The following is an 872-nucleotide window of genomic DNA, read 5'->3' on the forward strand; positions in this document are numbered from 1 at the left end:
TATCAATGACGGCTTCCAATGTTTGGAAAGCCTTATTTTTGAAACCTCGTTTTCGAATTTCTTTCCAGACTTGTTCAATAGGGTTCATTTCTGGAGTATAAGGTGGGATAAAAGCTAACTCAATATTACTTGGAATCTCTAAGGTACTTGATTTATGCCATATAGCATTATCCATGACAAGTAAAATATAGTCATCTGGATAAGCTTGTGAGACTTGCCGTAGAAATTCATTGGTCCACTCAGTATTGCATCCTCCAGCAATGAGGAAAAAGGAATCTCCTGTCTGAGCATCTACTGCCCCATAACAATAGCGATATTCTCGCATATAATGACTAGGAATGCTAGGTCGGATTCCTTGAGGAGCCCAACAAGAACTCATCTTACTGATTCTTCCGAAACCAGCTTCATCTTGGTACATCAAACGTACTTTGTTATAAGTCCCCTCTTCTTTAAAGCGCTTACTTAAGGTCTCGAATGTAGATTTTATTTTTAGACGTCTCAATTGTCTGAGCGTCTGCCTTCTTGGGATGCTCAGGTCGAGGAGTGACCGTTCGCCAACCATGTCGTTTCAGGAGATAATAGAAACCATCACGTGTGGAAGTGCGACCAATCTCTTTTTGATAGGCTTCAAATAACTGATTGACAGTTACAAATTCCCCAGCCTGAGCAGCTTCTATATGACGTTTTAGAAATGCTTGTTCTTCTTCGTAAGTCATATATTCTCTATGACGTCCACCACGGGTCTCCTGAAGAAGCGCTTCTAAACCAAACTCCTTATATTTTTTCAAATTCCTCCAAACAGTTGTTTTATTGCAATCTAGCAGATCCATGATTTCCTTATAACTCTTTTCTTTTGAGCGAAAATAAATAAT

Annotated in this window: 1 pseudogene; it reads right to left on the reverse strand. The window is 39.2% G+C overall.

Annotation, left to right across the window (positions count from 1 at the left end):
* Nucleotides 1-872: pseudogene (locus HT691_RS07740) on the reverse strand (IS630 family transposase); the annotation flags it as partial.

This window comes from Streptococcus sp. 477, from assembly GCF_013277295.1.
Taxonomy (GTDB): Bacteria; Bacillota; Bacilli; order Lactobacillales; family Streptococcaceae; genus Streptococcus; species Streptococcus pseudopneumoniae.